Origin of the sequence: Longimycelium tulufanense (assembly GCF_014645795.1) — a bacterium.
Lineage (GTDB): Bacteria > Actinomycetota > Actinomycetes > Mycobacteriales > Pseudonocardiaceae > Longimycelium > Longimycelium tulufanense.
The window spans coordinates 1-22219 of record NZ_BMMK01000013.1; the positions used below are offsets into that span (position 1 = coordinate 1).

A 22219-nucleotide genomic window follows, 5' to 3' on the forward strand; every position below is an offset into this window, starting at 1 on the left:
CCAGCCTGTCACCAGGTCACTGATCTCGTTCGATCACTGACCAGTTAGGACTTACTCGTCTAGCCGCCCAGGGCTGAGGCCATGCGGCGTTGCATCTCCTCGGGCGGGACGTCCTCGATGTGGGTCAGGACCTGCCAGTTGTGGCCGTAGGGGTCGGTGAAGCCGCCGACGCGGGCGCCGTGGAACAACGTCTCCACCGGATGGATGGGCGTGGCGCCGGCCTGCACGGCCCGCTGGTAGGTGGCGTCCGCGTCGGGTACCTGCACGGAGACCGCCATGGGGGAACCACCCACGCTGGCGGGGCTGCGCATGCCGGCCTCGGGGAGTTCGTCGCAGAACAGCACGACGGAGTCGGCGATCTGCAGTTCGGCGTGGATGATTTTGCCGTGGTGATCCAAACACACCCGCTCGATCGCGCCGAAGATTTCCCTCGTCTCGGGCACCGCTCTACCGCCGCTGGTGCTCACCGATGAGGAGGCGGTCGCGATCGCTGTCGCACTGCGCACCACTACCGGTGGTCTGAGCGGGATGGAGGACACCGCGCCGCAGGCGCTGGCCAAACTGGAGCAACTCCTCCCAGCCCGGCTGCGCGGCCGGGTCGCCGCCCTGCAACAGGCCATCAGCCCTCCGCGCCACCTGCCTGCCGGCCCCCAAGCCGACCCGGCGACGCTGGCGGTGGTGGCAGCCGCCTGCCGCGACCACGAGATCCTGACCTTCGACTACACCGCCCGCCGCGGCGGCACCGGTCGCCGCCGCACCGAACCGCACAGCCTGGTCTCCGGCGCCGGCCTGTGGTACCTCGTGGCCTACGACACCGAGAGCGACGACTGGCGCATCTTCCGGTTGGACCGGCTGACCCATCCCACCCCCACCGGGCGTCGTGTTCCCCCACGGGAGCTGCCCGCGCTGGACGCCGCCACCTACGTGATCGCCAGGATCGCGGCGGCACCCACCCGCTACCGGGCGATCGCCACGGTCCATGCCGCTGCTGCCACCGTGCGGTCCCGCATCGGCGGAGACGTCTTCGGCCGCGCCACCCCCCATCGACGAGCACACCTGCGCCGTCGACCTGTCCGGCGACTCGCTACCCCGCATCGACGTCCTCCTCACCAGCCTCGACGCCGACTACACCCTCGACGCCGACCCCGACGTCCTCAACCACCTGCACACCGTCGCCGACCGCATCCACCACGCGATGCATGCGCAACCCCGCGCTCAACCAGCCTTGCGGCGCAGCTCGTAGGGCCGGCGGGAACTGACCCGGGTGGTGTAGGTCTCGCGGTAACTACACCAACAATCTGCTGCGCCTGGGTTACACCGAGGACGACTTCCGCGACGGCGGCAGCGACCGCCTCGTTGACAACACCTTCGCGCTCGGCGACGCCGACGCGGCACGACGCAAGGTCACCGCCCGCCGCGACGCCGGCGTCGACCACGTCTGCCTGGAGGTAGTGACCACCGACAGCACCGCCCTGCCCCCTCACAATGGCTCGAGCTGGCAGCAGCCCTCCCCCTCACATGACGCCCTTCCGGCGGCCAGCCCGCTGACCGTGTGTTCACGTCGCCCGCCGGACAAACGGCAGGAACAACCCCGGGGTGTAGCTATCCAGTCCGGGCCAGGAATCGCGACACCGGGACAGGGTTCTCCCAGGGTGGGCGACGCCCAGGGGTGCGGCGAGCAGGGCCGCGGTCACGGCGGCGGCCGTGCGGGCACCGCGGATTCTGTCCAATGACGCGTTCGCTCCACTGTCCGGATCAGTGAGTGGAGCATGTTCGGCCGCGCAAGGGTGATCGCCGGCCGCGTGCGCGTCCGTTTCACTCCGAATTGATCCGATGCGGCTTCGTAACCGTCTCGGGTGTTCTCGTGCGTTCGCCCCGATCTTGCGTGATGAGCATCACGAAATTCGTTGGCAATAGTGGTGAGTGCGCCACGTCTGGCAGGTAGACGTGGATGGGAGGGGTTTCGCGGCGACTGCCCGCCCGGCGTGCGGGGTCTGTCCGGGCGGGCGTTGTGACAGAACTCGTCGCCCACCGCGGACAACTCACCACTTGTTCGGGGCGTCTGGTGGTGGGGTCGCATTGTCCGCGGGGAGGCGGACTGTGCGCGGGGGCGTGCTCCCGCGGGGCCCGGAGGGGAAAGGGGAGTGCGGGCATTGCGTGCTGCGCTGGGGAAGTTGCTGACGCTGAGCATGGTGGCGGGAGTTCTGAGCGCCGCATTGTTCTTCCCGGTGGCCGGGGGCCTCGGCCTGCTGTCGAACCAGGTCGTCGCCGCGGTCGGCCAGACCTCGGTCGAGCTGGCCAATGTCGATCCGCCGGCGGTCACCACCATCCAGGACAAGGACGGCAAGCCGCTGGCGTACCTGTGGGAGCAGGACCGGGTGAACCTGCGCCCGGACCAGATCAGTGACGCCATGAAGGCCGCCATCCTCGCGATCGAGGACCGGCGCTTCTACGACCACAACGGGGTCGACTTTCAGGGCACGGTCGGCGCCGGGCTGAAGGGCCTGATCAAGGGCAGCATCGCCGGCGGTGGCTCCACCCTGACCCAGCAGTACGTCAAGAACTTCCTCGCCTTCGTGGTGTCCAAGGACGTCAAGGAGGGTTACCGGAAGGCCACCGAGCAGTCGGCGTCCCGCAAGATCAAGGAGGTACGGCTCGCGCTCGACCTGGAACGGCGGCTCGCCGAGTCCGGCATGTCGCACAAGCAGGTCAAGGAGGAGATCCTCACCCGGTACCTCAACATCGTCCCGTTCCTGTACGACATCTACGGCGTCGGCGAGGCCGCGCGTGCCTACTTCGACACCACGGCCGACAAGCTGACGGTCCCGCAGGCCGCCCTGTTCGCGGCAATGGTCAACAACCCGCAGCTCTACAATCCCTACGCCAACTATGAGAAGGCCAAGCGCCGCCGCAACATTGTGATCAACCAGATGGCGGAGCAGGGAATGCTCTCCCCGAATGGTCCGGAGGAGAACAAGCGCCTGGCCGAGGAGTACAGGAACACCGAGATCGAGCTCGCGTACAAGGCTCGGCCCGCGGCCCGGCCCCGCGGTTGCCTCAACGCGGTCGACGCCGAGGGAAAACCGGACCACACCTATGGGTTCTTCTGTGAGTACGTGGTGGACTACCTGAAGAAGGCAGGTTTCACCGACGAACAGCTCAACCGCGGCGGGCTCACCATCCGCACCACCATGGACCGCAAGGCCATGGAAGCCGCGAAAGAAGCGGCCACGAACAAGATTCCGCAGACCAGGCCGGGCGTTGCCAACGTCATGTCCGTCATCGAGCCCGGCACCGGGCGGCACCCGGTCCGCGCCCTGGTGGCCAACCGCGACTACGGGCTGGACAAGCAGAAGGGTGAGCGGGCGTTCGACCTGCCCACCCAGTACGTCGGCTTCGGCGCGGGCTCGATCTTCAAGGTCTTCGTCGCAGCCGCCTACCTGCAGCAGGGCGGGCGCATCAGCGACCGCATCCCGGTAGGGGAGACCTACACGTCACGGGTGTACAAGGGCAACGGTAACGCCCCGTACACCGTGAAGAACGCCGGCACGTATCCGGCGCAGATGACCGTGCAGGACGCGCTGGCGCAGTCGCCGAACACTGCCTTCGTGCGGATGCAGGAGAAGGTGGGGCTGGAGAAAGCGGCGGAGATGGCCTACAAGCTGGGCCTCCGGGAAAGCATGCGCGGCATCAACATGCAGGGGAAGCCGCTCAAGCCCGACGGTTCCAACGGCCCCTCGGTCCTCGACGCCGTGGTCCGCGGCAACCTGGGGACGTTCACCCTCGGCGTGACACCGGTGAGCCCGCTGGAACTGTCGAACGTCGCCGCCACCATCGCCAGCGGCGGCATGTGGTGCCCGCCCACGCCCATCGAGCAGGTCACCGACCGCGACGGAAAGCCCGTTCCGGTCAAGGAGGCGTCCTGCGAGCGGGCGGTCGACGAGGACCTGGCCAACTCCCTCGCGCAGGGACTGAGCAAGGACGACAAGCCCGGCGGCACCTCGGCCACGGCTGCGGGCGCGGCCGGCTGGACCCGGGAGATCCTGGGCAAGACCGGTACCACCGAGGAGTACAAGTCCTCCGGCTTCCTCGCGGCGACGCCGCAGTACGCGGGTGCCGTCCTTGTCTTCTCCGACAGCGACCGGCCGGAGACGGTCTGCAAGAACGGTCGGACCTGCGGTACCAGCACGGTCAACGGTGCGTTCGGCGGTGATCTCGCGGCACCGACCTGGTTCGAGGCGATGAAGAAGATCCACGAGGGACTGCGGGAGAAAACGTTCCCGCCAGCCGCTCCTCGTTATCGCTGAGGCATCGCTGACACGGCGAGACTCGATGACGGCCGGTGGCCCATGTGCCCGAGCACGGAGACACCGGCCAGAGCGGACTGTCCCGGTGCGAGCAAGGGTTGTTGCCGCGTGGCCAAAAGTCCGCCGCAATCCGTCGAAGTCGGTGCGCGGGTTCGGCGCGAAGAGGTGGTGGCGGCTGGGTGGCAGCCGCGGCAGGCCATCTGACCTGTGGACCCGAGATTCGCGTCGGCGCGGAGTGACGGGATTAACGCCGCCCACAAACGGAGTGAACGGACGTTCTTCGTGGGCAAACCCGTAGGGTACTCATATCGACTCGCGTGGTCACGAGAACGGCAGGTCCAGGCCGCTGGGGGGCGCGGATACCCGCGCCGGCGGACCCCGTCCCTGCCGGGTGAGAGGCGGAGGGGAGAGGCAGGCGATGGCCCGGATCCTGTTCACGGCACACAGTTCCGTCGGGCACGTGCGGGCGCTGGTCCCCGCCGCGCGCATCGCGGCGGAACACGGCCATACGGTGGCACTCGCGGCGCCGGAGGCGGCCGCGGCCGAGGTCGCCGCGCACGGGGTGGCGCACCTACCGGCCGGGCTCGACATGCGGCAGGCGGTGCTGGAGGACGTTGGGCCCGTTGCGGATCTGCCCCATGAGGAACGAGTCCACGCCGTCCACCACCACGGGTTCGCCGGCCGTCCGGCCCCGGCGATGGCGGCCGACCTGGTGCGGCTGGCTTCCGAGTTCAAGCCCGAGGTGATCGTGCGGGAGCCCACCGAGTTCGGCGGCTACCTGGCCGCGGAGTTGCTCGGGCTGCCCCACGTCACGCTCGCGGCCAACGGTGGCACGCCCGGGATCGTCAACGAAGCGTTGTTGGTAAGGCTCGGCGAACACCACGAAGCCCTCGGTGTCCTGGTCGAGCCCAGCGTGGCGGTGCTCTACCGGTATTTGCACGGTGTTCTCATGCCGCCGGCCTTCGACCCCAGCGAGGCCACGATCCCCAACGCCTGCTTCTACCAGCAGACCTCGCCCCGGCGGTTGGGCGAGCGACTGCCGGAGTGGGTCGCGGACCTGGACCCGGCACGCCCCGTGGTGCTGGCGGCGCTCGGCACCACGGGGGACAACATGTCCGAGACACCGGCTCTGCTGCGCCGCATCGGTCGGGCACTGGACCAATTGGACGTGAACGCCGTGCTGGTGGCGGGGAAACACCTCACCGGCGAGGACGTGCCCGGCTCCCGGGTACGCGTGGTGGAGTGGATCGCCCAGCCACTGATGCTGGAGATCGCCGATCTCTTCCTTACCCACGCCGGGTTCAACAGCGTGCGCGAGTCCCTGCGTGCCGGGGTGCCCCTGGTGGCCGTCCCACGCTCGGCGGAACAGCCACAAAATGCCGCCCGTTGCCAGGAACTCGGGGTAGCACAGGTGACCCAGCCGTCCGAAGCCACGGCCACGGCCATCCATGACGCCTGTGCCGAGGTCCTCGGCGAGCCCCGCTACCTCATGGCCGCGCGGGCACTGCAGCGCAGCATCGTGGCGCTGCCACCACTGGACACCTTCGTGGCGGATCTGGTCGCTCTCACCTAGTTCCGTCCGGCCCGCTGGCTGCTGCTGCCACCGCGGCTGCCGTTTTCACCCGGCGAGGAGATCGTGGGCCACCTCCGCCGGGCCGGCCGATCACCCGAGACCGGCCTCGCCCGAAGGCGGGTGTGACCGCCGTTACTCGCGGGAAGACCCGGAGTTCCCGGTGGGTTGGCAACAAAGTGGCACTGACTGACACGTTTCGGCTGTCCGTGCTCGACCTCGCGCCGGTGGGCAGCGGCTCGACCTCCGGGCGGGCCCTGCGCAACTCCCTCGAGCTGGCGCGCCGGATTGAGGAACTCGGCTTCCACCGGTACTGGGTCGCCGAGCACCACAACATGCCGGGTATCGCGAGCGCGGCTCCCGCCGTCCTGATCGCGCAGCTCGCCGCCGTGACGCGACGCATGCGGATCGGATCCGGCGGGGTCATGCTGCCCAACCACCCGCCCCTCGTGGTCGCCGAGCAGTTCGGCACCCTCGAGGCCGTCCACCCCGGACGGATCGACCTCGGCATCGGACGTGCCCCCGGTACCGACACCCGGACCGCGCAGGCGCTGCGCCGCAGCACCGGACCACTGTCCGCCGACGACTTCCCGCAGCAGCTCACCGAGCTGATGCGGTACTTCGACGGGAAGAACGCGATCGCCGCGGCACCCGCGCTGGGCAACCGACCGCCGATCTGGCTGCTCGGCTCCAGCGGCTACAGCGCCCGGGTCGCCGGGCTGCTCGGGCTGCCCTTCGCCTTCGCCCACCACTTCGCCGCCGAGAACACCCTGCCGGCACTGGAGATCTACCGCTCAAGCTTCCGGCCATCGTCGGGCCTGGAGCGTCCCTACGCGATGGTCGCCGCGGCCGTGATCTGCGCGGAAACCGACGAGCGCGCCGAATGGCTGGCCGGGCCGGCCGCGCTGTCCATGCTCAAGCTGCGCATGTCACGGCCGGAGGTGCTGCCCACACCGGAGGAAGCGGCCGCCTACCCGTACACCGAGCTCGACCGCGAGCTGATCCGGCAACGTTGGGGCAGCCAGGTGATCGGCTCGCCGGAGACGGTCCGTAAGGGGGCGCTCGACCTGGTCGAGCGCACCGAGGCCGACGAGCTGATGGTGACGACGATCGTGCACGACCACGCCGACCGGGTCCGCTCCTACGAACTGATTACCGACGTGCTCAGCTGACGAGCCGGGAGCCGGAGGGGAGTTCCGGGAAGCCGGCTGGTGCCACGAAGAGGGAGCAGCCCCACGGGCTGCCCCCTCTGTCTGGATTGTGGTGATCGCGGAGGTGGTCAGCGCGCGAGGAGCTCCCGCAGCATCCCCTTCATCTCGGACATCTCGGTGCCCAGCTGGTCCACCTTGTTGTCCAACCGCCTCACGGTGGTCTTGAGCCCCGTGACGTCCTTTTGCAGTCCCCGGACGTCCTTTTGCAGCTCTCGGACGTCGCCGCTGAGTTCATCGAGCTTCTTGCCGTGCTGCTCCTGGACGCGCTTGACGTCCGTGAGGTCGATCCGGATGGCCCCGACCTGGCGCCCCAGCGACTCGATGTTGTTGTAGAGGTCCTGCTCGGTCGGCGTGAGCGGCGGGTCGTGGCTCATGAGATCGGTCTCCGGGTCGCGGTTGGCGGGCCAGAATTGTTCCAGTGTGCCAGGTGGGGCACTAGTTCTCTTGGGCACAAGCTGTTTCTTAATCGTGACACTCGGCGTGGGCCAATGCGTCGTCGGCCGGAGGTCGGGCACGAACGATCAGCGGCCGCGCGGGATCTGCCGAGCGATACGGCGGAGATGATCCCGCCGCCTGCTGGACACGCGCCTCTTGACCATCCGCTGCCGCAACGTCTCCCCGCATGGTCCAGTCGCCACAACGTGGCGCGTGCCACCCGAACGGACGGTTCCCTCAGCGCGCCTACTCGAACCCGGGAAAAGTAACGAGTAGGACACGCTCAACCTGTCCGCCTACGACGTTGAAGCGAGGTTCGCGGCGATCACTGCCGACGGCAATTGCATGGTGCGTCCGTTCCGAAGTGGACAACTCCGGTGCGGAGAAGGAGAAACGTACGAACCTTCCGAGCGGTCCGGTACCGCCCGCCCCGTCGCTCACACGAATGGCCGCACCGTCGGACCGAAGTCCGATAACCGGTCGTCGACCGGTCACCGACCATGCCGCGCCGCCGACCGCTTCCCAACCCGGCAACCGGGGCACTTCCCGCGGGGGACTGGTACGCCAGTGATGCGCCGCGGCGATCGTCGCCGCGGAACGTCGGAGGGGAGGTGGAAGGTTCGTGACCCGCGTACCAGGGCGCACGGCCGTCCAGAACGTCCGTACCGTGCCCGTGAGTACTGCCCTCCCGCCCGAGTTGCCGGCGCCGGCGGAGCTGCTCGCGGCCCGCGCCGCCGAACTGCTCGGTTGGCGGGGTGCGGTGTTGCCGCCGATGTCGTTACTGGGCCGCCGCGTGGTTCCGGTCGTGGAGCTGCTGACGGACCGGCACGCCGAGCGCCTGTCCTGGGACTGTGGCCCGGTGACGGACCGCACCGCGGTGTCCACCTGGGTCTGGCCCGAGCTGGCCGACCGGGTGCCGTCGCCGGCCGTGCGGCTCGTCGGGGTGATCGCCCCGGCCCGGCACTGGCGCACCGCGCTGGCGTGTGCGGGCCCGTTCGCCAAGCTGTGTCCGGCCGCGGTGGTGTTGCCCGCCACGGTGACCGGAAGCGAGGACTACCAGAACAACTGCTTGCTGCGGACCCGGCTCTACGGCGTCGCGGTCCTCACCGCCGCGTGCGACGGCGCGGTGGAGTTGGAGCTGCCGGGTAGCGCGACGGACGAGGCGAGCGGCGCCGCCGAGCTCGCGTCGTCGGCCGCGGTGCGGTGGATGCACGAGGTGCTCTACGAGCGGTTGCTCGCCGAGACGCCCGCACCGGCCGGGTGTTGAGCCTCTCCTTGCGCTGCGCGCGGTCGATCTTGGGCTTACGGTGACGGTATGCGCGTGGTGATCGCCGGAGGGCACGGGAAGATCGCGCTCCGCTTGGAGCGGCTACTGGCCGGGCGGGGCGACGCCGCGATCGGGTTGGTGCGTAACCCGGCCCATGCCCCGGACCTCCATGCGGTTCGCGCGGATGCGATCGTCTGCGACCTGGAGCGGGCCGGTGTACACGAGGTGGCCGCGCACATCACCGGCGCGGACGCGGTGGTGTTTGCCGCGGGCGCCGGGCCGGGCAGTGGTGCGGCCCGCAAGGACACCGTCGACCGCGCGGCAGCGGCGTTGCTCGCGGACGCCTGCCTGGTCGCCGGCGTACGGCGTTACCTGTTGATCAGCTCGATGGGTTTGGACCGGGCCGAGCAGCCCGGCATGGACGAGGTGTTCGCCGCCTACCTGCAAGCGAAGAGGGCCGCGGAGGACGACCTGCGCTCCCGCGATCTCGACTGGACCGTGTTGCGCCCCGGCCGGCTCACCGACGAACCGGGTACCGGCCTGGTGCGCCTCGGGGCGTCCGCGCAGTACGGCGAGGTTCCGCGGGACGACGTCGCGGCGGTGCTGCTCCAACTGCTCGACGAGCCGGCCAGCATTCGTCACACGCTGGAGCTGGTCTCGGGCGACGTGCCCATCGTGGACGCGGTCGCCACGGCCGTCAGCTGACGATTTCCCGGCTGCCGCGGGTTCCCCGGAAACCCGCGGCAGCCGTTTCTCTTGTTCGGAACGAGAATGCGCTTCGTGTGCGCTCACGCGGCGGCAACGACGACCGGAACCGCAGTGCTGTCGTGACAGCCGAGTAGCGGAATGTTGAGCAACAGGCGGATGCGTTCGTCGCAGGTGATGCCGGTGGGCCACAGCTTCCACGCGGTGCTCTCGTGACCTTCCGGATGACGATCGAGCGGTGCACGGAGATCATGAACCAGCTTCGTATGAGCGCGGCACGACCCGATGAGGCTTCTGCGATCATCACTCGCATCCGGAAGGAGGTGACATCCTCATGACCAACTTGATCTGGCGGAAGTCCAGCCACAATGGGAACGGCCGTGACTGCGTCGAAATCGGATGGTGGAAGTCGAGCCGTAGCGGCAACAACGGCGGGGCGGACGTCAGTCGGTGCTGGTGCCCGTGCCCAGCACCTGATCGGTGTAGGGGGAACGGAAGCGTTCCTCGGGGTCGAGTTTTTCGCGCAGGGAGACAAAGTCCTCGAAACGCGGGTAGCGCTCGCGCAGTTCGTTCGCACCGAGGTCGTGCATCTTGCCCCAGTGCGGACGTCCGCCGATCCCACCGCAGATTCGCCTGACCGTGTCGAACCAGTGGCGGTAGGGCATCCCCACGTACTGGTGCACCGCAACGTACGCCGTGTCCCGCCCGTGCGCCGGTGACAACCACAGGTCATCGCCGGCTGAGAACCGCACCTCCACCGGGAAGATCACCGGGTGCTCCAGATGCGGGACGGCGGCCCGCAGCTCGGTCAGCACGTCGCGGATCGCTTCCCGCGGCACCGCCCACTCGGTCTCCACGAACCGCACCTGCCGGCTGCTGACGAACACCTGGTGTGAGCGGTCGCTGTAGCGGCGCGTGGAGAGCATCCCGCCGGCCACCCGGTTCAACGGCTTCACCAGCCCGGGCACCGCCCGGCCCAGCCGGCACATCAGCCCGAGCACGGTGTTCTCGACGAGCTGGTACTCCACGAAACGGCGTACCGGATGCAGCGGTTGCGTCGCCTCGGTCGCGGGCAACCGGTTGTTCCGCTTCACCAGCGTGGTGTCGGCGTGCGGGAAGAAGTAGAACTCGAAGTGGTCGTTGTCGTCGGCGAACTCGTCGAGCCGGTCGACCACCTCGGCGAACGGCATCGGATGTTCGTCGGCCTGCAGGGTGAACGCGGGGACGCACCGCAACGTCACCGTGCTGATCACCCCCAGCGCACCCAGCCCCACGCTGGCGGCACGCAACAGGTCCGGCAGCTCGTCGGCCGAGCACCGCACCACCGAGCCGTCGGCGAGCACCAGTTCCAGGGCGGTGACCTGGGTGGCCAGGCCGCCCAGCCGCGCACCCGTCCCGTGCGTGCCGGTCGAGATGGCACCGGCCACGGTCTGGGCGTCGATGTCGCCGAGATTGGGCATGGCCAGGCCCAGCCGGTCCAGTTCCGCGTTCAGCTCCCGTAGCCGGGTCCCGGCCCGAACCGTGACCTCCTCGCCGGTGGCGTGCACGACGCCGGTGTAGGACCGCAGGTCCAGGGCGATCCCGTCGGCCACGGCGGCCGGGGAGAACGAGTGCCCGCTGCCCAGCGGGCGCACCGTGGCACCGGTCCGCCCGGCCGCGCGCACCGCGTCGACGATGCCCTCGAGATCACGCGGACGTGCGAATCCCGCCGGGGTCGCCGTCACCGTCCCAGCCCAGTTCCGCCACGTTGTCACCAGTTGGGACACGTATCACCTCCGGGCGGGCCGACCGGGCCAGATGTGAAGTTGATTCACATTACCCCGGGATTCGGGCTACCGTCAGAACCGTGACCGCACCCCGCGTCCGCTACGACACGGCCACCGCGGAGCTGGACCCGCCGCTGGCCGTCGTCGACCTGGACGCCTTCGCCGCCAACGCCGCGGAACTGTGTCACCGCGCCGGCGGCCGCCCGATCCGGGTGGCCACAAAGTCGGTCCGCTGCCCCGAGCTGCTGCGCCGCACCTTTGGCCACCCGGGCTTCGCCGGCACCCTGTGCTACTCGCTGCGGGAAGCCTTATGGCTGGTCAAGGGGGAGGTTACCGGGGATGCGTTGGTCGGCTACCCGACCGCCGACCGAGCCGCCCTCCGCGACCTCGCGGCCGACGAGGCCGCCCGTTCCGCCATCACGCTGCTGATCGACGACGTCGCCCAGCTCGACCTGATCGAGGCGACCCTGGGCAGACGTCACCCCCGGCTCCGTGTCTGCCTGGAGCTGGACGGGTCCTGGCGGCCGCTTCCCGGGATGCACGTGGGCGTGCTGCGCTCGCCGGTGCGCACCGCCCGGCAGGCGCGAGCGCTCGCCCGCGAGGTGCACGCCCGCCGGTTCCGGCTGGTCGGCCTGATGTCCTACGAGGCGCAGGTGGCCGGGGTCGGGGACGCACCCCCGGGCCAGCCGCTGCACCGGGCCGCCCTCCGCCTGATGCGAGAGCGGTCGATGCGTGAGCTGGCCGGGCGGCGCGCGGCCACGGTCGAGGCGCTGCGGCAGGTGGCAGACCTGGAGTTCGTCAACGGGGGCGGCACCGGCAGCCTCGAGCTCACCGCCGCCGACCGGGCCGTCACCGAACTCACCGCCGGGTCCGGGCTGCTCGGGCCCACGCTGTTCGACCACTACCGGGCGTTTCGGCCCCGGCCCGCGGCGGTGTTCGCGCTGCCGGTGGTACGCCGGCCCGGCCGGCGGGTGGCGACGGTGTTCGCCGGCGGGTACGTGGCCTCCGGCGTGCCCGGCGAGGACCGGCTCCCGGTCCCCGTGCTACCCGGCGGGCTCCGGCTGACCTGGTCCGAGGGCGCCGGCGAGGTGCAGACCCCGGTGAGCGGCCGGGCCGCCGCCGCGCTGCGGGTCGGTGACCGGGTCTGGTTCCGCCACGCCAAGGCGGGCGAGCTCGCCGAGCACTTCCCGACCTACCACCTGGTCGAAGGCGACCGGATCGTGGACTCCGTGCCGACATACCGCGGCGCCGGCCAGGCGTTCGGCTGAACCAGCGGGACAGCGGTCGAGCCGTCAGTCGCGAGACTTGTTTGCCGGGTCGAGCCGTCGGCTCAGTCCTCGGGCAGCTCCTCCCCGCGGTGTGACTGGCCGTTCGGCGTGCCGCCGGGTTCGCCGATCCTGGTTGACAGGTAGTCACGCACCAGCGCCTTGGCCTCGGCCACGATCTCCGGCGCACCCCTGGGGTCGCGACGGAAGGCCAGGTTGAGCACGGCGTCGGCGGCCTCCACCGCCACCGCGAGGGGCAGCTCCAGCGCCCGCGGCGGCAGGCCGAAGTGCTCGGTGAGCAGGCCGCCGATCCGCTCGGCGATGACCGCGTTGTTGTCCTTGCGCTCGTCCAGCAGGCGCGGGTCGACCACGTCGCCGAAGTGCAACCGGCCGAAACCGGGCACCTCGCGGTGCATGGTGATGTAGGTGTCGATGACCGCGTCGACCGCGTCCCACCAGTGCTCGAAGCCACCGGCCTCGAACTTCTCCACGACCGCTGCCAGGAAGCGGTCCAGGTTGCGCAGGGTCAGCGCCTGCACCACGGCCCGCTTGTCCGGGAAGAACTGGTACAGCGAGCCCACGGCGACGCCGGCTCGTTCGGCGATCAGCGTCGTGGTCACCCCGTCGTGGCCCAGCTCGTCGATCAGTTCGGCACAGGCGTCGAGCATCCGCTCGACCCGCTGCGCGCTGCGCTGCTGGACCGGGCGTCGTCGGAGCGGTGCTGCGGTGGACACGGGCGGCTCCTCGTTCGTGCGTTACTCCTAATCATCCACGTCACGACCGCGAGCCACTTTCGTGTGAGCCCCAACCGGCGTAGGTTGTGAAATGTATTCGCGTTCGGCCCGCTCGCGGAAGGGGGATCGGGTGGCTGATCTTGCCGCAGGTGCCGGACGCGACGGCCTGCAGCCCCGGTTCCCGCGCTTTTCCGCCCACTTCCGCTGGGGCACCGCCACGTCCGCCTACCAGATCGAGGGTGCGGTCACCGAGGGTGGCCGCGGACGCTCCGTCTGGGACACCTTCGCCGCCACACCGGGGAAAACCGCCCGGGGCGAGACCGGCGAGATCGCCTGCGACCACTACCGCCGCTACCACGAGGACATCGCGCTCATGGCCGATCTCGGCGTGAGCGACTACCGGTTCTCCTTGGCCTGGCCGCGGATCCAGCCCGTCGGAGCCGGCCCGGCCAACCCCGCGGGGCTGGACTTCTACGACCGCCTGGTGGACGCGTTGCTCAACGCGGGCATCACCCCCGTCGCCACGCTCTACCACTGGGACACCCCACAGGCCGTGGAAGACGCCGGCGGCTGGATGAGCCGGGACACCGCACACCGCTTCGCCGACTACGCCACCCTGGCGGCCGAGGCCCTCAGCGACCGGATTCGTTGGTGGATCACGCTCAACGAACCGGTGATCGTCACACTCCTCGGCTACGGCCTGGGGACACACGCCCCCGGACGGAACCTGATGCTCGGCGCGCTACCCACCGCGCACCACCAGCTTCTCGGCCACGGCCTGGCAACCCAGGCCCTGCGTGCCGCCGGTGCCGAACATGTCGGCATCGCCAACAACCACATGCCGGTATGGGCGGACTCCCAGCACTCCGAGGACGTTGCGGCGGCGGCCGCCTTCGCCGACCTCTACAACTGGCTGTTCGCCGATCCACTGCTCACCGGCGCCTACCCGGACCTGCGGTGGCTGGACCGGGGACTGCCCGAGCAGGCCGCCGTCGACCTACCGACGATTGCCCAGCCACTCGACTTCTACGGCCTGAACTACTACAGCCCCGCGCGCATCCGGGCCGCCGCGCCGGGAAGCGAACTGCCGTTCGAACTCGTCGAGATCACCGGTTACCCACGCACCGCCTCCAAATGGCCGGTCGTACCGGCCGGGCTGCGCGAGACGCTCGTCGGTCTCACCGAGCGCTACCGGGATGCGCTGCCGCCGATCCTGATCACGGAGAACGGTTGCAGCACGGCGGATCCGGCAACCGCCGAGGGAACGATCGACGACCAGGACCGCATCGACTTCCTGCACGCTCACGTCGCAGCCCTGTGCGGGGCGATGGACGAAGGCGTCGACGTGCGCGGCTACTTCATCTGGTCGCTGCTGGACAACTTCGAGTGGGCCGAGGGTTACGGCCAGCGTTTCGGCTTGGTGCACGTCGATTTCGAGACCCAGCGACGAACGCCGAAGGCGTCGTACCACTGGTTGCGTAGGCAGCTTGCCGGGACGGCGTGACGGTAGGCGCGTAGCAGGCGGTCGGCGGGAACACGCCCTCCGGTCACGCCACTGATCGTTTGGGTGTGATGCCGAGGTTGCATCGCCGGCATCCCGAGTGGAACACGCTGCATCCGGCGCCAGGTTCGGGTTGCCTCGCAGCGGGCTCCGGCGGCCACCGCGGGCTCGCCGCCCTCCTCGACGAGCTGCAGCAGGTCATTTCCACGGAAGGTGCGGACACCCAACTGGTGCTGTCCGAAGTCGAGCGGCTCACGACGGAAGTCGAAGGCCATCTGACCTACGAGGAGGAGCAGCTGATCCCGATCCTGGACGCGGCGACGCCCTGAGGGCGCTACGCCGCTGAACACGACCAGGCGCGGACCAGTGGACCCACCCGACGCGAACCCGAGCCTGACGGGCGTGGCCACCCGCCCATCGGATCTGGTGCCGATCGTCCATCGTGGACGTGCCCCGGGCCGGAAACACCTCGCGACGGCAATCCCACTGGCGGTTGGTATTCCACACCATCGCAAAGATGGCGGAGAGATCCTCCGGTACGGGGGCCTGGAGTCCCACCGCAGAGTGAAAGTTGCTGGCGCGCGGGCCGGATCGGGTGTAGCCCCTGACCTATGTCGTGGACGGTTCAACGGTTTCCGCCGCTGGCAGGGAACCCGACGACTCGGCATCCGAACCACGCTCGGACGCTGGTCAACAACAAGCCGGACCACGCTGGGGCGGGAGAAGCTGGCACCGTCGGGGGTATGGGGGGCTCGGCCCCCCATCGTCATGACTGTCGACCTGGCGAAGCGCCGCCAGGCGCCGAGCCGGGTCCACCAGAGGCCGTCGGCCGGCCGGGGAAGGGAAGAACCGCCGGCCGCGGGTGGGGAGGCGGGCGGCCGGCGGTTCTCTCTTCCCTTTCACCGGGAGGTGACGCGGCCCCGTCACCGGCCCTGGCGGTGGGGCGCCGGGGCGTGGGGCCGGGACGGGTCGGCCGCGCCTTCGGGGTATGTGGTCGGGGCGCCGACCACGGGGGATGGGGGAGCGTGGTACCGCGGTGGTGCCCGCTCGGGGCCACGGGCACCACCGCGACGTGGACTCCGCGGACCGACGCTGGTCGGGGGGGAGGGGAGTGCGGCAGCACCGGCCCGCGGAAGCTTCACCTGTTCAGTTGTGCGACCCGGCGGGGGCCGGGGTGGCCGGCGGTCCGTTCCGGAGCGGTCGGGGGTTCGCCCGGCCCGGACCGCCGACCACGTGGCGGTTGCTCGACCTGTCGTCCGGGCGGGGTGCGCCCCGGGGTCGAGGCCGCCGGTTCAGCGCGGCACCGCGGCGTGGGCCGAAGACCGGCCCCGCGCACCACCCGTGGCGCGCGGTCCGGGGGCCGCCCAGCGGTGCCTGCCGGTGGGTCCGGACGGCTCGGCGGGCTCGGTTCGGGGCGCGAGCCCGCCCGCCACCAGGTGCTCGTAGGCCGCCTGCCACACCGCACACGGTGCCTTCTGCTGCCGCCACCGGGTGGAGCATTCCGGGCAATGGCCCCGTTCGTCGGGCTCGTGCGCGGCCAGCACCGCGCGCCAGCCCTGGGTGAGCCGGGGCAGCTCGGAACGCGCAACCGAGAGCAGGGACGGGGCGTCGGCGCGGTTGGCCAGCTCGGTCAGCAGATCGAGTCGCTCCCACACCGCGTTCCGCAACACCTGACCCAATATCTCGTCCACCTGAACGTCACCGTCACCTTCCCGCCTGTTCGGCGGCTTCGCGCAGCGCCGTGCGCAGCTGGCCGAGCTGGCCGCTGGACAGCACCGCGGTCTCGCCGGGAGGACCGACGAGCACAACCCTGTTCCGGTCGACGAGCACGGTGAGGTGGCACCGCCGGTTGGCGACGTCCCGGCAGCGGATGCGCCACCGGTTCCGGCGCCGCGTGGCGCGGCCGGGCCGGCCCGCTGCTCCCGGACCACCCGCACCCGGCCGGGAGTACGTCCCGGCCACGCGGGGCCCCGGTGCGGGTGGCTTGGCCAGCTCCACGCTGTGGACTCCTCTCGTGCCGTGCCCTCTATGGTGCAATCCGTGCTCGATCACTTGGTGATGCCGAGCGCTTACGGTTGCCAAGGTTGCGCCGAGGAACGGGGCGTGGGGAGTTCAACGCGCCGATCGGCGCAAGGGCCACGACGAACGGTCGACGGAGTTCGGTCCGGCCGATCAGACCTACCGATCAACACTTCACCACCTGGAGCAGTCCCCTTACTCTGCCGTTGAGCCCGTCAGTTCGGGAGGAGCCGCAAATGAATGTCATCGGTTCCCAGGCGTCTTCCGTTACACCAGACCCGAAGGTCTGGGAGCAGCGGGAGATGCGGGACGCCTTGGCGCAACGCGACGTCAGCACGGTGTACCGGCTGTTGCGCCGCGTCGGCGTGTCCCAGCGGCAGATCGCCGCGCTGACGGGCCAGTCGCAGTCCGAGGTCTCGGAGATCCTCAAGGGCCGTCAGGTCATGGCCTACGACGTGCTCGCCCGGATCGCCGACGGGCTGTGCATCCCGAGGGGGTACATGGGCCTCGCCTACGACGAGGCCACACGGGTGAGGGTCGCCGAACGGATCGGCGACTCCCAGGCCGAGGAGGAAGAGTCGGTGAAGCGTCGGAGGTTCCTCGCGCACGCGGCATCCGTAACGATGGGGGCGGCTGTGCTGGGCGCGGACAGCGGGTCGTGGGTGCCCAGCCCGGCCCACACTCCGGCACCCGCGCGTATCGGCTTCACGGATGTCCGACAGGTGGAGGCCGCCACCCGGGCGCTGCGTGCGCTCGACTACCAGTACGGCGGCGGGTTCTGCCGGGACGCCGTGGTGGCCCAGCTGTCCTGGGCGCAGCAGCTGCTGCACGCCAGCGCCCAGGGCAAGGTCAAGGATCGCCTGTTCGTGGCATTGGCCGATATGCACGGGCTCGCCGGGTGGACGGCGTTCGACACCGGTCTGCTGGACTCCGCGCGCGACCATTACGGGCGGGCGCTGGAGTTCGCGAAGCAGGGTGGTGACAACACGCTGGTGGCCAACCTGCTGTACCGGATGGGCCGGGTGTACCTGCACTACAAGTCCCCGGACGACGCGTTGAAGATGTTCCAGCTCGGCCAGATCGCGGCGCAGGAGACCGCGTCGGACCGCACGATTTCCCTGCTGTGCATGAACGAGGCCTGGGCCTATGCCCTGATGGGGCGCGAGGAGCAGGCGATGAAGCTGGTGGGGATGGCGCGGGACCGGTTCGACAAGGCTCAGGACGAGCCGGTCCCCATCTGGCTGAAGTTCTTCGACCAGAACGATTTTCACGCGATGGTGGGAACCGTGCACACGGTTCTCGCGCACCGGGTGGACGCCAGGAAGTACACCAAGATCGCCATTCCGGAGCTGACCAGCGCGATCGGCGGCTACGGGCACGACATGGCGCGCAGCCGGGCGTTCAACCTGACCTCGCTGTCGCTCAACCACGTGTTGCAGGGCGACGCCGACAAGGCGTTGGAGGTCGGGCAGAAGGCGTTGGAGTCCAGCGACGGGGTGAAGTCGGCGCGCATCGCCGACCGGATGAAACCGCTGTACCAGGAGGCGGTGGTGCGGTCGGCCAACCCGAATGCGCGTGAGCTCGCCGAACGGATCGCCCGGTTCCGGGCGGCGTAAGCCGATTCGCTCGATGAACGAGGGTGCCTGGGCACGACGGCACCTCGGCAGCGAGCGCCGGACCGGGCGGGGCTGCGGCGGGCCGCCGGTCCGACATCCGGGAAGCGGCCGGTTCAGCCGGGCCGAGCTGACCGCCGTACTCGCGGAGATCTGTTCGGTCGTGGGGCTGGACCCGGCCGGGGCAAACCTTCTGCAGGTCACGAACAACGCGGTGTTCACGCTGCGGCGCGATCCCGTGGTGGTGCGGATCGTGGCGTCCCGATCGATGCGGTTCCGCGCGGTCAAGGTGGTGCGGGTGGCCGAATGGCTGGCCGAGCACGACGTTCCGGCCGTACGCCTGTTGCCCGGGTTGCCGCAGCCGGTGCGGGTCGGCCCGCACGTGGCCACGTTGTGGCAGGCCGCGCCGCCAGGTGGACGCCCTCCCACGGGTGCCGACCTGGCGGCGCTGCTCAAACGGTTGCACGCGCTGCCGCCGCCGTCGTTCCCGCTGCCCGCCTGGACTCCGCTGGACGACGTGCGGCGGCGGGTGGCTGACGCCGAGGAGTTGTCCCGCGACGACCGTGCGTTCCTGGAACGGCGGTGCGCCGAGGTGGAGGAGGAGCTGGCCGAGCTGGAGTGCGCACTGCCGCCGGGTGCGGTGCACGGCGACGCCCATCTGGGCAATCTGGTTCCCACTCCGGACGGGCCGTTGTTGTGCGACTTCGACTCCACCTGTGTGGGTCCGCGGGAGTGGGACCTGACGCCGGTTGCCGTGGGGCAGCTGCGGTTCCGTCGCACGCCGGCCCACCGGGAACTGGCGACCGGGTACGGCTTCGACATCACTCGCTGGAGTGGTTTTTCGGTGTTCCGGGCCGTGCGCGAGCTGAAGCTGGTGACGAGTGTGTTGCCGGTGTCGCGGAGCAACCCGGAGGTTCGTGCCGAGCTGCAGTTACGCCTCCGGTCGTTCCGCTCCGGGGACACTTCCGTGCGGTGGACCCCGTACCGATGACACCGGGCGGTGGTTGCTCCGCGGGGCGGAACTCGTCCGGAGGCGCGCCGTATCCCCGGTCCGGCCGAACTCGTTTGACGCGCTGGGTAACGCGGACCGGCCGGGGAACGACGTCAGCAACGACGACACCGGCGCGAACCGGGTTCGGGGCACGGCCCGCGCGCCGGCAGGGGTGCACTTTCGAGGTGGGCGGTACGTGTTCGGAACCGGCAGACGACGCAGGACGCCGTGGCGCGCGCGACGTGCGTTGCGCGCCGCCCAGTTATTGGACCGGGTGGTGGACAGCCAGCTTCCGGTGGTTGCCGCCCTGCCCGAGACGACCCGGTGGCACTCGGCCGACTACCTGGCCGAGCTGGTGATGTTGGCGCAGGCGTACCGGCATTACGCGGCCGGGTGGATCGACCGCAGGACGCTCGACGAGCGGGCGCGGGCCACGGTTGCCCGGCTCGACCAGCTCCGCCGGTCCCGGCCGGCCGCATCGCCACCGGAGCAGCTCACCGAGCAGGACTGACCGCCGGCCGCCCCATCCCGTCCGAGTGTGGCGTGTCGCGGGGTTGGCGGCGTTCCTCGCGAGCAGGCAGGTGCCACGGTCCCGGGTTCGCTGTTGCACCCGGGACCGTGGCCGGCCCTCACCTGCCGATCCCGTTGGCGAGACCTCGATCGCGGCTGCGGAGCAGGTACCTCGCGGGCGGTGGCCCAGCGCCACCCGGCCGCCACCCCAAGTTCGCCAACGGGGTCTCACCTGCCGCCGCGACCCAACCGGAGTGCGGCGAACACACCGGCGCCCAGCAACACCACGGCGCCCACGATCCATGGCCACACCGGCATCCCGCCGGAGTCACCCTGGTCGGCGGCCGTGGTCGCCGGTTGGGAGGTCGCGCTGGGCTCCACCGGCGTGCCGGTACCCGCATTGCTCACCGTGAACTTCACCGCGCCCGGCGTCGGGTGGCCGTCGGCGGAGAGGATCCGGTAGCCGAGGGTGTACTGCCCGGCGGGGCCGAGGGCACCGACGTTCGCGGTGACCGTGGTGCCCTCGACCTTGACGTCACTCGTCGGGTAGTGCTTCCCGTCCGGTCCGGTGATCGTGACCGTGTTGAACGAGGTGTTTCCGCCCTCCAACACGTCCTGGTCGAACACGAGCGAGACCTTGCTCGGCCCGCCCCGCAGCGTGCTCCCGTCCGCGGGGTCGCTGCTGACCAGCGCGTTGTGCGCGAGCGCCGGGCCGGCGCCGAGGATCAGCGCCAGCCCGGCGAGCGCCAGGGCCGTCAGGCTCCTGCGCATCTACGCCTTCCTCCTGGCCCGCAGGGTCGCGCCGACGCCCAGGCCGAGGCCCAGCGCGCCGACGACCAGCCCGGCACCGCCGAGCAGGCGGGCCGTGTTGTCGGTGGAATCCATGGCGGCGGCGTCACTACCGGCGGCCGCGGTGGACCCGCCACCGTGGCCGTCCTTCTTGGCGACCAGCTTCAGCGCCGGCGCCGGGTGCTCGGGCTCGTCGGCGCCCTCGGCCGGCGGCGGTGCGTCCCACTTCACGACCTCGCCGCTGTCGTAGGTCTGGGCCGTGGGCATCACGAACTGGTCGGTGTCCTCGGGCAGCTTGCCGAGGGACACCTCGAACTCCTGGAACTCACCGGGGTTGATCCGGTGGCCCGGCTCCGCGGTCCAGGTGATCGCGGAGACGACCTCCTCGATCTTCTTGCCGTGCGACTCCAGCGGCTTGTCGAGTTTGGTCTTGGTGACCTCGGCCTTCCACCCGGGTACCGGCTTGGTGCTGACCGAGCGCAGCGGCTTGTCCTTGGGCAGGTCGACCTCGACCTTGACCGTCCCCGCGTTCGGCCGTTCGTTGGGCACCTTGAAGGCCACCTTGGCGAAGCCGCCCTTGGCCGCCTCACCGGGCTGTGCGGTCACGTGGGCCGATGCGGTGCCGACCACGGTGAGCAGGGCGGTCAGGCCGGTCGCGGTGAGGACGGCCGCGCGCGCCAGCGAGGTTCTCGACATGTTCCTGATCTCCAAACACGAGGGGGTGCGGCCACCCGAAACGTGGCCGTCATGGGGGAGTACGAGGGATCAGGAGGAAGTGGGTGGGCCGCGTCGGCCACACACCCGGCGCAGTAGGACGCCGAGGAAGGTCCTCGCCGGCCGGCCGGGGATGGAGCACCAGCGCGGGGGTGCGGTGGCCGGCGGTGGCGTACGCCACACCGGAAGCAGTCGTGACAGCGCCGCGACCACCGCGAAGATCGCCGATTCCGCGCCGGTCAGCAGAACGGCGGTGATCAGTGCGGCCACCGCGTGGCCGGCGGCCATCTGCAGTGAGTCGAACCGGGGCGCGGTGTGGTGCACGTGTCCGGAGAACACCTGCAGCAGGGTGTGCAGCACGACCTGCGACCCACCGAGGGTGAGCAAGATGACGCCGAACCCGCGCCTGCGGTCGGCCAACGCGATGCTGATGCCGGCGAGCGCCACGGTGAGGACCGCCGTGAGCTCGGCGTCGGGCAGGCCGCCGCCGGCTGCCGCGTGTCCGGTCCCGGCGAGGATTGCGGAGGTGAACGCGAGTGTCGCGCCCCGCAGGACGCGCGGGGTGCCACGCGTCGGGGCCTGCGTCACCACCACGAGTCGGGAGCGTAGATGCCAACTCAACCATTTGGGTGGGTGCGGCGGATAGCTCCCCCTAGCGGAGGCGTTGGTCTGCTGTTTGTGTGACGATTATCCCGTCAAACGGTCTCTCTTCGGCCACGGGTCGTGGTTCGAGGTTGACCCTGTTCGCCCGAATGGGTCACGGTTGGAGGGTTGTCGGCGGTCGGGGCCCGCGGCAGCGGGACGTCGACGAACGTGTTCCGC

General features: G+C 70.2%; 21 protein-coding genes and 1 pseudogene. 13 read left to right on the top strand and 9 right to left on the bottom strand.

The window, feature by feature from the left end:
* Nucleotides 1–59 precede the first annotated feature (59 nt).
* Nucleotides 60–443 carry a VOC family protein gene (locus IEY55_RS14810; RefSeq protein WP_189058183.1) on the bottom strand — a complete coding sequence of 128 codons (384 nt, stop codon included), beginning with the start codon at nt 441–443 and terminating at the stop codon, nt 60–62.
* A gap of 85 nt (nt 444–528) precedes the next feature.
* Between IEY55_RS14810 and IEY55_RS33010 the strand changes: the two are divergent.
* The 5 genes and pseudogenes from IEY55_RS33010 to IEY55_RS14830 all read left to right on the top strand — a co-directional run.
* Nucleotides 529–807 (top strand): annotated as a pseudogene (locus tag IEY55_RS33010) (helix-turn-helix transcriptional regulator); the annotation flags it as partial.
* 172 nt (nt 808–979) lie between these two features.
* The gene (locus IEY55_RS32075) at nt 980–1243 is read left to right on the top strand and encodes a hypothetical protein (protein WP_229686400.1); all 264 of its coding nucleotides are present in this window, start codon (nt 980–982) and stop codon (nt 1241–1243) included.
* Nucleotides 1244–2153: 910 nt separating this feature from the next.
* A complete protein-coding gene (locus IEY55_RS14820; protein ID WP_229686401.1) occupies nt 2154–4307 on the top strand; it encodes a transglycosylase domain-containing protein in 2154 nt (717 codons plus the stop codon).
* 418 nt (nt 4308–4725) lie between these two features.
* A complete protein-coding gene (locus tag IEY55_RS14825; RefSeq protein ID WP_189058185.1) occupies nt 4726–5880 on the top strand; it encodes a glycosyltransferase in 1155 nt (384 codons plus the stop codon).
* A gap of 176 nt (nt 5881–6056) precedes the next feature.
* A complete protein-coding gene (locus IEY55_RS14830; RefSeq protein WP_189058187.1) occupies nt 6057–7049 on the top strand; it encodes an LLM class flavin-dependent oxidoreductase in 993 nt (330 codons plus the stop codon).
* Between the two features lie 107 nt (nt 7050–7156).
* Here the strand turns inward: IEY55_RS14830 and IEY55_RS14835 are convergent, their stop codons facing one another.
* Nucleotides 7157–7462, bottom strand: a complete 306-nt coding sequence (locus IEY55_RS14835) for a hypothetical protein (RefSeq protein WP_189058189.1) — start codon at nt 7460–7462, stop codon at nt 7157–7159.
* 734 nt (nt 7463–8196) lie between these two features.
* Between IEY55_RS14835 and IEY55_RS14840 the strand changes: the two genes are divergently transcribed.
* Nucleotides 8197–8790 carry a hypothetical protein gene (locus IEY55_RS14840; protein WP_229686402.1) on the top strand — a complete coding sequence of 198 codons (594 nt, stop codon included), beginning with the start codon at nt 8197–8199 and terminating at the stop codon, nt 8788–8790.
* A 48-nt stretch (nt 8791–8838) separates the two neighbouring features.
* Nucleotides 8839–9495, top strand: coding sequence for an SDR family oxidoreductase (locus tag IEY55_RS14845; protein ID WP_189058190.1), 657 nt, complete (start codon nt 8839–8841; stop codon nt 9493–9495).
* Nucleotides 9496–9938: 443 nt separating this feature from the next.
* On the opposite strand, the gene IEY55_RS14850 is transcribed toward IEY55_RS14845, so the two are convergent.
* Nucleotides 9939–11249 carry a D-arabinono-1,4-lactone oxidase gene (locus tag IEY55_RS14850; RefSeq protein WP_189058402.1) on the bottom strand — a complete coding sequence of 437 codons (1311 nt, stop codon included), beginning with the start codon at nt 11247–11249 and terminating at the stop codon, nt 9939–9941.
* A 92-nt stretch (nt 11250–11341) separates the two neighbouring features.
* Between IEY55_RS14850 and IEY55_RS14855 the strand changes: the two genes are divergently transcribed.
* Nucleotides 11342–12529, top strand: coding sequence for an amino acid deaminase/aldolase (locus IEY55_RS14855; protein ID WP_229686403.1), 1188 nt, complete (start codon nt 11342–11344; stop codon nt 12527–12529).
* Between the two features lie 62 nt (nt 12530–12591).
* Here IEY55_RS14855 and IEY55_RS14860 read toward each other — a convergent pair whose 3' ends face one another.
* Entirely contained in the window at nt 12592–13260 is a 669-nt protein-coding gene (locus IEY55_RS14860) for a TetR/AcrR family transcriptional regulator (RefSeq protein ID WP_229686404.1), read from the bottom strand.
* A gap of 130 nt (nt 13261–13390) precedes the next feature.
* On the opposite strand from IEY55_RS14860, the gene IEY55_RS14865 reads away from it, so the two are divergent.
* Complete coding sequence (locus IEY55_RS14865) at nt 13391–14764, top strand: GH1 family beta-glucosidase (RefSeq protein ID WP_373290012.1); 1374 nt, start codon at nt 13391–13393, stop codon at nt 14762–14764.
* A gap of 65 nt (nt 14765–14829) precedes the next feature.
* A complete protein-coding gene (locus IEY55_RS32080; protein ID WP_229686405.1) occupies nt 14830–15090 on the top strand; it encodes a hypothetical protein in 261 nt (86 codons plus the stop codon).
* A 963-nt stretch (nt 15091–16053) separates the two neighbouring features.
* Here the strand turns inward: IEY55_RS32080 and IEY55_RS14875 are convergent.
* The gene (locus IEY55_RS14875; protein WP_229686406.1) at nt 16054–16452 is read right to left on the bottom strand and encodes a hypothetical protein; all 399 of its coding nucleotides are present in this window, start codon (nt 16450–16452) and stop codon (nt 16054–16056) included.
* A gap of 13 nt (nt 16453–16465) precedes the next feature.
* Nucleotides 16466–16759, bottom strand: a complete 294-nt coding sequence (locus tag IEY55_RS14880; protein WP_189058435.1) for a hypothetical protein — start codon at nt 16757–16759, stop codon at nt 16466–16468.
* 257 nt (nt 16760–17016) lie between these two features.
* On the opposite strand from IEY55_RS14880, the gene IEY55_RS14885 reads away from it, so the two are divergent.
* The 3 genes from IEY55_RS14885 to IEY55_RS14895 all read left to right on the top strand — a co-directional run bounded on the left by IEY55_RS14885 (nt 17017) and on the right by IEY55_RS14895 (nt 19895).
* Nucleotides 17017–18396, top strand: coding sequence for a helix-turn-helix transcriptional regulator (locus tag IEY55_RS14885; RefSeq protein WP_189058194.1), 1380 nt, complete (start codon nt 17017–17019; stop codon nt 18394–18396).
* A 13-nt stretch (nt 18397–18409) separates the two neighbouring features.
* Entirely contained in the window at nt 18410–19384 is a 975-nt protein-coding gene (locus IEY55_RS14890) for an aminoglycoside phosphotransferase family protein (RefSeq protein WP_189058198.1), read from the top strand.
* Nucleotides 19385–19580: 196 nt separating this feature from the next.
* Nucleotides 19581–19895 carry a hypothetical protein gene (locus IEY55_RS14895; protein ID WP_189058200.1) on the top strand — a complete coding sequence of 105 codons (315 nt, stop codon included), beginning with the start codon at nt 19581–19583 and terminating at the stop codon, nt 19893–19895.
* Between the two features lie 227 nt (nt 19896–20122).
* On the opposite strand, the gene IEY55_RS14900 is transcribed toward IEY55_RS14895, so the two are convergent.
* From IEY55_RS14900 to IEY55_RS14910, 3 genes are all read right to left on the bottom strand, one after another.
* On the bottom strand, nt 20123–20665 hold the full coding sequence (locus IEY55_RS14900) for a copper resistance CopC family protein (protein ID WP_189058202.1): 543 nt from the start codon (nt 20663–20665) through the stop codon (nt 20123–20125).
* Nucleotides 20666–21379, bottom strand: a complete 714-nt coding sequence (locus IEY55_RS14905; protein ID WP_189058204.1) for a YcnI family copper-binding membrane protein — start codon at nt 21377–21379, stop codon at nt 20666–20668.
* Nucleotides 21380–21448: 69 nt separating this feature from the next.
* Nucleotides 21449–21991 (bottom strand): hypothetical protein, encoded by a 543-nt coding sequence (locus IEY55_RS14910; RefSeq protein ID WP_189058205.1) that lies wholly within the window; start codon nt 21989–21991, stop codon nt 21449–21451.
* Nucleotides 21992–22219: the final 228 nt, after the last annotated feature.